Here is an 8,519-nt window from a genome sequence, read left to right as displayed (position 1 = left end):
TAGTTTGTCTAGCATCTAAAAATAAAAATTGACGTTTCACGTTGTTTGTTTCGTTCAGTTTTCAAAGAACTACTTAGTCGCTCATTTGCGACTTCCTTATGTTAACATCTTCGTTAGTTAATGTCAACTAAGTTTTTCATTTTGTTTGCCGCGTTCTGCGTTATTGCATCGGCGACTTGTTCTATACTACACCTCTATATCCTAATCGTCAATACCTTTTATCCTTTTTATTTTATAAATTCTCAAGGGTATTGAACCTTCTTCATTTATACTCCGTTCCTAGAGATTAATAAACTGGCGCAATCACTTTCATAATCGACAGTTTATACTTTCTTACTTACCACTTACACCTTTCTAAAGAATGAATAGCAAGCCAAACAAATATATATTAAAAGTAGCACTTTTTATTTCGAGTACATTCCAGCTGCATTCATAATTATCTCTTACCACTTCTCTCTAAGAATTATAAATACACCCTTGCATTTACTAAAAATCTAATTAACTTAGGAGGCGTTATGAAATGCATGTTAATAAGAAGATCCTTTATGTATCCCATGATGCCCATTTCCACGGAGCACAGCTGCTTTCTTTACATACTATTAAAGCTCTTAAAGAAAACTTCCATTACTCCGTCGCAATTATTTCTATTGGAACGGGCATTTTAATCCACGATTTTCAAAAGTATGGTCCTGTTTATTGCCTAGAGGAAGACTACCCGACGGAAAAAAAGGTCGAATTATTAATAAAGAAGTTACTATCACAAGACTATACCATCGCCATATGTAGTACCGTCATAAGTGGTGATATAGTTGCATTACTAGCTAAACACAATATAAAAGTTATTTCATTAATACATGAATTGCCGCATTTAATACAACAGTACTCTGCCGAGGGAAAAGCGAGAAACATTGCCGAGTTTGCTTACAAAATTGTCTTCCCTTCACAGTACGTGTATGAAAAATTCCGTACAATCACCCAATTAGATCATCAAAAATGTCACATCCTCCCTCAAGGTTTGTTTAACCACAATCCTTATAAGAACAATATTACAAAAGCTAGAAATGAATTACGAAAAAAACACAACCTGCCTCTAGATAGCAAAATCATTTTGGGAGTAGGTTTTGCTGATTATCGGAAAGGGATAGATTTATTCTCACTTATTGCTTACTCAGTAAGAAAGGTTCATACGAATATTCATTTTATCTGGGTCGGGAGAACGGATGTTCATTTCTTTAACACGCTATCCCCACGATATACAGCACATTTCACATTAGTTGAGCCTACTCCAGATATCGGTTTATATAACGCCGGGGCTGATTTATATTTATTAACTTCAAGAGAAGATCCTTTTCCAAACGTTGTTTTAGAGGCATTAGATACAAAAGTCCCTGTTATAGGGTTTAAAAACGCTGGAGGTTTTGAAGATGTTGTTACGGAACAAACTGGCGCCTTAGTAGACTTTTTAAATTTACCGAAGATGTTGGAAAGAATATATGAATTTATTGGAGATGAGGATTTACGATTACAAAAAGGTAGCTTTGGCCAAGAACTTATTGAAAAAGATTTCAACTTTCTTCATTACATTTATCAATTATTAAACCTGCTTGAACATAATTATAAAAAAATAAGCGTAATCGTACCGAATTATAATTATGAAAAATACTTACCTGACCGAGTTAAATCAATATTAAACCAAACCTATCCCCTTTACGAACTAATTTTCCTAGACGATGCCTCTACTGACAATAGCGTATCTATATTTGAACAGCTGCTCTCAAACGAAAATAAGCCCCACCTAAAAGTTCAGCAGATTATTAATGATACAAACTCTGGTTCTGTATTTAAACAATGGATAAAAGGCGTCTCTGCAGCAACCGGTGATTATATCTGGATTGCAGAGGCCGATGACTTATGTGATCAGACATTTTTAGAAGAAGTTATACAAGGGTTTCATATAAATGGTGATGTTACCTTAAGCTACACACAATCAAAACAAATAGATGAACAAGGAAATATCTTGGCCAATCATTATTTAGATTACACAAACGATATTGATAAAGAAAAATGGAAAAGTCCTTATTTCCGAAAAGGGGTAGATGAAATACAAGATACATTACTTATCAAAAACACCATACCTAATGTCTCAAGTGTAGTTTTTAAAAACATAGATATAAAAACAACAGAAAAACAATTAGAAAAGTTTAAAGTAGCTGGTGATTGGTTTTTCTATGTTTCTATTCTTAAAGAAGGGAACATTTATTTCAATCCAAAACCGCTAAACTATCATAGACGACATACAAATAGCGTAACGAGAACAGAAGATTCATATTCCCATTACAGTGAAGTTGTACAAATGCAGAATTTCATTAAAGAAACCTTTACTATCGACGACATTTCAAAAAAGAAAATGTACACATATAGAAAGTACCTTAAAGCATATTTGAAGATTGAATGATATATTTTCTTCGCCATCAGTATCTCTTGTAAGACATTACTAGCATTTAAGGGGGGTTACTCATTGAAAGAATTTATAGAGGCAAATAAAGATTTGATATCTCACATTGCACACAACTACAATGTAAGTGCAAGTATCCATCCAGAGGATCATATCTTTCAATTCCTTGTCACTAATCCAGTCTTCCCATCTAAAAAAGAAGCGATAGATTATTATTTTCAAGATGGGAAAAAATCCGCAGAAACACTCTTAGATTTAATTACTTCCTTTTATCCTCCTATAGACACTCCAATAAAATTATTAGAATTCGCATCCGGATACGGCTGCGTAACACGTCATTTATTAAACCTACAAACGAACTTAAGTATAACTACCTGCGATATACATGAAGAGGCTATTACTTTTATTGAACGTACACTAAATACTTCTTCTATCTTATCTCACCCTGAACCTGAACAAGTAAATTTGACCTCGCCTACGTATGATATCGTTTTTTGTCTATCCTTTTTTTCTCATATGCCTGATACAACTTGGTCTCGTTGGCTTCAAACATTGTATAATGCTGTTTCTCCTGAAGGCTTACTCATTTTCACAACTCATGGTTATCAAAGTAAAAAGTACTTCAGCTTTCCAGATTTAAATAAACAGGGTTATTGGTTTCTCCCCTCTAGTGAACAATTTGATTTAGATGTTCATCAATACGGGCAAACGATCGTTAGTCCCTCTTACGTATGTGACAAAATTAAATTATTACCCTATAACCCTGTCATCAAAAAATACACTGAAGGTTTTTGGTGGGAACATCAAGACCTTTGGGTAATAAAAAAAGAAATACAATAATAAACCACGCTCTACTTATACAGAAGTAGGGCATGGTTTATTATTTTTTACTATATAAGAACTCTTCAATCCATAGCTTATTTAATCTAATTCCACTTTTGAAATCTATTTTCGGTCCCCAATTACATTCCCGTCTTACCCTATCTATATTTAAAATGATTTTTTGAACATTTTCTTGTTTTTGTTTATAGCAGATAAAATCCACTTTTCTTTCCGTTATTTTCTCCAATTCTACTATAATTCGCTTTAAAGAGAGGCCTTTACCGCTGCCTATATTATACACATAAGATTTCAAACGATTTAATTGCGATAGTTGTATAGTAATTTCAACTAAATCATCGATATAAATATAATCTCGAATAATCTCTTGTGGATTCCCATATATATTAATCTTTTCATTACTAAGATGCTGATACAAAAAACAGTTTATTGCCCCAACTTTCTTTAAAGGATTTTGATATTTCCCATATGGATTAGAATATCTACATACAACATAGTCAATTCCGTATTTTTTCTTATAAAAGTACAAGTAATTTTCAAGCGACACTTTTGTTATTCCGTAAGGAGAAAGTGGTTTTAATGGATGTTTCTCATCAATAGGTAAATATTCAGGTTCACCATACACGGTGCCCCCAGAAGATGCTAATACAATTCTTTTAATAGGAAGGTTTTTAACGCTTTCCATGAAATTAAGAAAAAAAAAGCTACTGTTCATATCTCCGAAAACATCTTCAATTGAAGTTGCTACATTAGACGTTGCAGCTAAATAAATAATAATATCCACATCCACTAAAGCTTTATATATATCTTCAACATTTGCTAAATCACCTTTAATAAATTCAACATCACTTATAATATTTTGAGGAAAATTATTTATATGTCTGGAAAATACTTTTACATTTTGACCTTGTTTCAATAAACCTAATGCGAGGTTAATACCAATGAAACTATTTCCACCTACTATTAAATAATTATTCTTCCTCATAATATCCTCTCTAGTAATAAGATTTTTGCTTATCACACCTAGACATGCAACTAAATGAACTTGGTCACTTCTATTATTCTTCCTCTTATCATTGTATGCTTCCTATAATTTTTCATTATCTTTATTTTATATTTTCCTTTTAGAATCGGTATCTTATTTAAGCTGACCGCAAAAACACTCATACTATTTACTCATTCCCATGAATATATTGGATTAGTAAAAACTTCCCTTCTCCATAAATAAAACTTTCAAAAAGGAGCACTACATTTATGAAGAGTGTAAATCAAGAGCTTTTAAATCATGTAATCCTACATAAAGATCGAATCCCACATTTCCATAAAGACTTTCCACTTATACTATTTTGGAGCCATAGAAGCGGATGTACCGCATTAGCTAATTGGTTCTTTTTTCAAATTGGATTATTTACTGAAGCAAAGAAATACAATGACTTTATTCATTACTATGAATTCTGGGTGTATAAAAACAATATAAATTACATACCAGAGTTACAAAATGGTCTTCTAGCCTCAAATAAAGATGTTTGTAAACTTGTACGGAATCCCTACAAAAGGGCCGTCAGCTCATTTTTATTACTTGCTGACAATCCATATGCTAGTCCTCAATGGGAAAATATCCGCGACTATTTGTATAATGACAAATATAGTAACCGTGGAGTATCATTTAAACAATTTTTATATTACATTCGAGCATTGGGCTCAAATTCCCTAGCAATGGACATACATTTTAGTCAGCAATACGTTCCAGGTGAAGAAAATTTCATCCAATACTATATTCCTTTAGAGGATTTTAATACACAAATCACCGAGATAGAACACACGTACGATTTGATTAAATCCAATTTAGCGCTTCTTACAAATTCAGATCATCATCGCGCTTATAAAATGCTTTATACAGGGAACTATGCAGAACTCAGCATTACAGATGCCGCCTTCCCTCGCTTTCCAACATATGAAAGTTTTTATGATGAAGAAACAATGGCATTAGTTACAGAAATATATGCACAGGACTTTGAAATGTATCCGTACACAAAAGGGATATTCTAAGTCGATACATTCTTCAAAGAATAAAAGCGAATGTATCGCATAGCATAAAGTGAAACTTTAATTAGCGTGGGGTTCTCTCCCGCTAATTATTCTATTCTACCAATCTCACTTTTATGGGTTCGCTGATTGTTGACGTGTATGTCATACTATCCATAAAATGAGGGCAGTTCATCTCCCACCTCACTTCTTTACTTCAGCCGGATCTTGAGGTGGAAATCTTAATTCCCTGAAAATGGTGGGATAAATACATTGGATTTTACACAGGAGTGATATCATGTGGAAGGTAAACTGAAACACAATAATGGATATTGCGTTATTTGTGAGAAGGAAACTACATTTATAGAGCAAAATGATTGGCTTAGAGATCACTACTTATGTTCTACATGCCACTCTATACCAAGGCAGCGAGCTTTAATCCATGTTTTAAATACATTTTTTCCTAAATGGGGTTCCTATCATATCCACGAATCCTCTCCTGGGGGAATTACAACTCAACTACTAATAAAAAACTGCAAAAACTACACATACTCTCAATACTTTAAAAACTGCCCTCTCGGCCAATACTTTCAAGGGATTAGATGCGAGAATTTAGAAGACATGAATTTCCAAAATGAATCTTTTGATTTGTTCATTACTCAAGATGTCTTTGAACATGTAATGGAGCCAAACAAAGCCTTTAAAGAAATTGAGCGTGTATTAAAGCCTGGCGGTGCTCATGTGTTTACTGTCCCTTGGTATCATACACGCACAAAGACTTTACAAAGAGCAAGAATCAATAAAGAAGGAATCGAATATATTGAGGAGCCAATTTATCATGGTAATCCTATTGATGAGAACGGGTCTTTAGTAACATTTGATTGGGGTCAAGATATGATTGAATATATTTATACACATGCAAATATGTATACCATTGTTTATTTACAAAAGGATAGATCACTGGGGTTAGATGCTGAATTCCTACATGTTTTTATTAGTAAAAAACACGAAAATAATTTTTAGGTACTATATAATTTGGAGGTTAACAAATGAATAACTTTAAGTTAGGAAATGATTTTGATAACCTTGTTAGCCCGCTTTCTGATGTTGAACTTCTAAATCTATTTATACAAAGTTGTTCACAAACAAAGATAAATGGCATCCCAGTACCTATGTTCCCCCCTGAAGAAATTCAACAACAGTTTGTAGGTGCTTCCTATGAACATGCTCTTTATGAAGCATATTTGTTTTATAGCCATGTAAAAACATACGCCCAAAATTTAGGTGTTCCCTTGAATAAAGAACGTAAAATTCTAGACTTTGGTTGCGGATGGGGAAGAATTATACGTTTCTTTTTCAAAGATGTTCTCGATGAAAATTTACTTGGTATTGATGTAGATCCCCTCATGATTACTCTTTGTAATGAAACGTTAGGAAGAGGGATATATAAAACAGCAAATCCACAACCCCCTGTAGAATTTATTAGTGACAATTCATTAGATATCATATTCGCTTATTCTGTATTCTCACATTTATCCGAAGAAACAGCAGAAAATTGGATAAAGGAATTTTCAAGAATTCTTCGTCCAGGTGGAATCTTCATCGCCACAACACAAGCACGCTATTTTCTCGATTTCTGTCAACAATTCAAGGAACACCCTGAATTAATTCAAACCGGGTGGCATAAAACTTTATCTCAAGCGTTTCCAGATATAAATCGTGCCATTTCGGATTATGAAAGCGGCAATTTTGTCCACAGTCCAACAGGGGCAGGAGACGTTAGAAATAGTAGCTTTTATGGAGAAACTGTTATACCTAGAACTTATATTAAAAATCACTATGATAAGTATTTAAAGCTACGGGACTTTTTTGATGATGTAAACCGATTACCCCAAGCCCTATTTGTTCTCCAAAAAGATTAACTCTTTTCATTCACAGTAAGTAAATAACATATCTCACACTTTGAACTGGATCCAAAAAATCCAAAATAACTTCCCACCACTTGAACTACGAAGAACATGAAGGGGGATACATCTTGAAAATCATCGCTTTTTACTTACCGCAATTTCATCAAATAAAGGAAAATGACCGATGGTGGGGTAAAGGTTTTACTGAATGGACAAATACTAAAAGTGCACGACCTTTATTTTCAGGACATTACCAACCTAGAGAACCTTATCAAGATTTTTATTATGACTTAACCACCCCATCCGTAAGAAAGTGGCAAGCAGAAATCGCCAAAGCACACGGCATATATGGTTTTTGTTATTACCATTACTGGTTTAAAGGAAAAAGACTATTGGAGACACCCTTTAATGAGGTACTTAAAATGAAAGAACCAGATTTTCCATTTTGCCTTTCTTGGGCAAATGAACCGTGGACAAAAACTTGGGATGGTCTTGATAGTCACATATTAATGCCTCAAAATTATGGAGAGTTATCGGATTGGAAAGAACACTTTGAGTATTTATTACAAGCTTTCCAAGATGAGAGATATATCCGTATAGATGATAAACCACTATTTATTATTTATCGCCCCGGTCATATTCCCGATTGTGAACAAATGCTTCATTATTGGAATACACTTGCACAAGAAAATGGTTTGAAAGGTATATACTTTGCAGAAACATTAAACAGCTTTCCACTTCCTAATATAAATGGATTTGATGCTAGCATTCAATTCGAGCCTTTTTATACAATTGCTCATGATAGCTCTTCAGACATAAATAAGACAATATATGAGTCTGGTAAACAAATAAACGCTTGGGATTATGATAAAGTGTGGATGTATATACTAAAGCGATCTCCTCCAGAGAAAAAAACATTTCCTGGCGCCTTTGTTGACTGGGACAATACAGCACGCCGCAAAGACTTAAATAGCAGCATCTTCCTAGGTTCTACCCCTAGGAAGTTCACGATATATTTAAGCAAACAAATCCAGCGTACCTATTCTCTTTACAACAGCGAGTTTTTATTTATTAATGCGTGGAATGAATGGGCCGAAGGTACTTACTTAGAACCAGATAAAAGGCATGGATTCGCCTATTTAGAAGGAGTTAAACAGGCCATTAACAGAGGTATGAAAGCATACAAAAAAGACGAGTCATTCTGACTCGTCTTAAAGTTGCTTGGCGACGTCCTACTCTCACAGGGACAAGGTCCCAACTACCATCGGCGCTAGAGAGCTTAACTTCCGTGT

General features: G+C 33.9%; 7 protein-coding genes. 6 read left to right on the top strand and 1 reads right to left on the bottom strand.

The window, feature by feature from the left end:
- The first annotated feature begins 520 nt into the window (after positions 1 to 520).
- Together MKO96_RS28985 and MKO96_RS28980 are read left to right on the top strand one after the other, a co-directional pair.
- Positions 521 to 2,455 (top strand): glycosyltransferase, encoded by a 1,935-nt coding sequence (locus MKO96_RS28985; protein ID WP_240589327.1) that lies wholly within the window; start codon positions 521 to 523, stop codon positions 2,453 to 2,455.
- Between the two features lie 63 nt (positions 2,456 to 2,518).
- Positions 2,519 to 3,295: a class I SAM-dependent methyltransferase gene (locus MKO96_RS28980; protein WP_240589326.1), complete on the top strand. Its 777-nt coding sequence runs from the start codon at positions 2,519 to 2,521 to the stop codon at positions 3,293 to 3,295.
- Positions 3,296 to 3,335: 40 nt separating this feature from the next.
- Here MKO96_RS28980 and MKO96_RS28975 read toward each other — a convergent pair whose 3' ends face one another.
- Positions 3,336 to 4,280 carry an NAD-dependent epimerase/dehydratase family protein gene (locus MKO96_RS28975; RefSeq protein ID WP_240589325.1) on the bottom strand — a complete coding sequence of 315 codons (945 nt, stop codon included), beginning with the start codon at positions 4,278 to 4,280 and terminating at the stop codon, positions 3,336 to 3,338.
- A 269-nt stretch (positions 4,281 to 4,549) separates the two neighbouring features.
- Here MKO96_RS28975 and MKO96_RS28970 point away from each other — a divergent pair, with 269 nt between their 5' ends.
- The 4 genes from MKO96_RS28970 to MKO96_RS28955 all read left to right on the top strand — a co-directional run bounded on the left by MKO96_RS28970 (position 4,550) and on the right by MKO96_RS28955 (position 8,432).
- On the top strand, positions 4,550 to 5,344 hold the full coding sequence (locus tag MKO96_RS28970; RefSeq protein ID WP_240589324.1) for a sulfotransferase family 2 domain-containing protein: 795 nt from the start codon (positions 4,550 to 4,552) through the stop codon (positions 5,342 to 5,344).
- A 276-nt stretch (positions 5,345 to 5,620) separates the two neighbouring features.
- Positions 5,621 to 6,343, top strand: coding sequence for a class I SAM-dependent methyltransferase (locus MKO96_RS28965; RefSeq protein WP_240589323.1), 723 nt, complete (start codon positions 5,621 to 5,623; stop codon positions 6,341 to 6,343).
- 26 nt (positions 6,344 to 6,369) lie between these two features.
- A complete protein-coding gene (locus MKO96_RS28960; RefSeq protein ID WP_240589322.1) occupies positions 6,370 to 7,242 on the top strand; it encodes a class I SAM-dependent methyltransferase in 873 nt (290 codons plus the stop codon).
- 113 nt (positions 7,243 to 7,355) lie between these two features.
- A complete protein-coding gene (locus MKO96_RS28955; RefSeq protein WP_240589321.1) occupies positions 7,356 to 8,432 on the top strand; it encodes a glycosyltransferase WbsX family protein in 1,077 nt (358 codons plus the stop codon).
- Positions 8,433 to 8,519: the final 87 nt, after the last annotated feature.

It is taken from the genome of Bacillus sp. ES1-5 (assembly GCF_022487605.1).
Lineage (GTDB): Bacteria > Bacillota > Bacilli > Bacillales > Bacillaceae_G > Bacillus_A > Bacillus_A wiedmannii.
This window is presented reverse-complemented; position numbering and strand designations above follow the sequence as displayed.

Bases quoted from the DNA above. Each gene is read 5' to 3' on its own strand.
- MKO96_RS28985 (WP_240589327.1), top strand. From the start codon at position 521: ATGCATGTTAATAAGAAGATCCTTTATGTATCCCATGATGCCCATTTC.
- MKO96_RS28975 (WP_240589325.1), bottom strand. From the start codon at position 4,280: ATGAGGAAGAATAATTATTTAATAGTAGGTGGAAATAGTTTCATTGGT.
- MKO96_RS28970 (WP_240589324.1), top strand. From the start codon at position 4,550: ATGAAGAGTGTAAATCAAGAGCTTTTAAATCATGTAATCCTACATAAA.
- MKO96_RS28960 (WP_240589322.1), top strand. From the start codon at position 6,370: ATGAATAACTTTAAGTTAGGAAATGATTTTGATAACCTTGTTAGCCCG.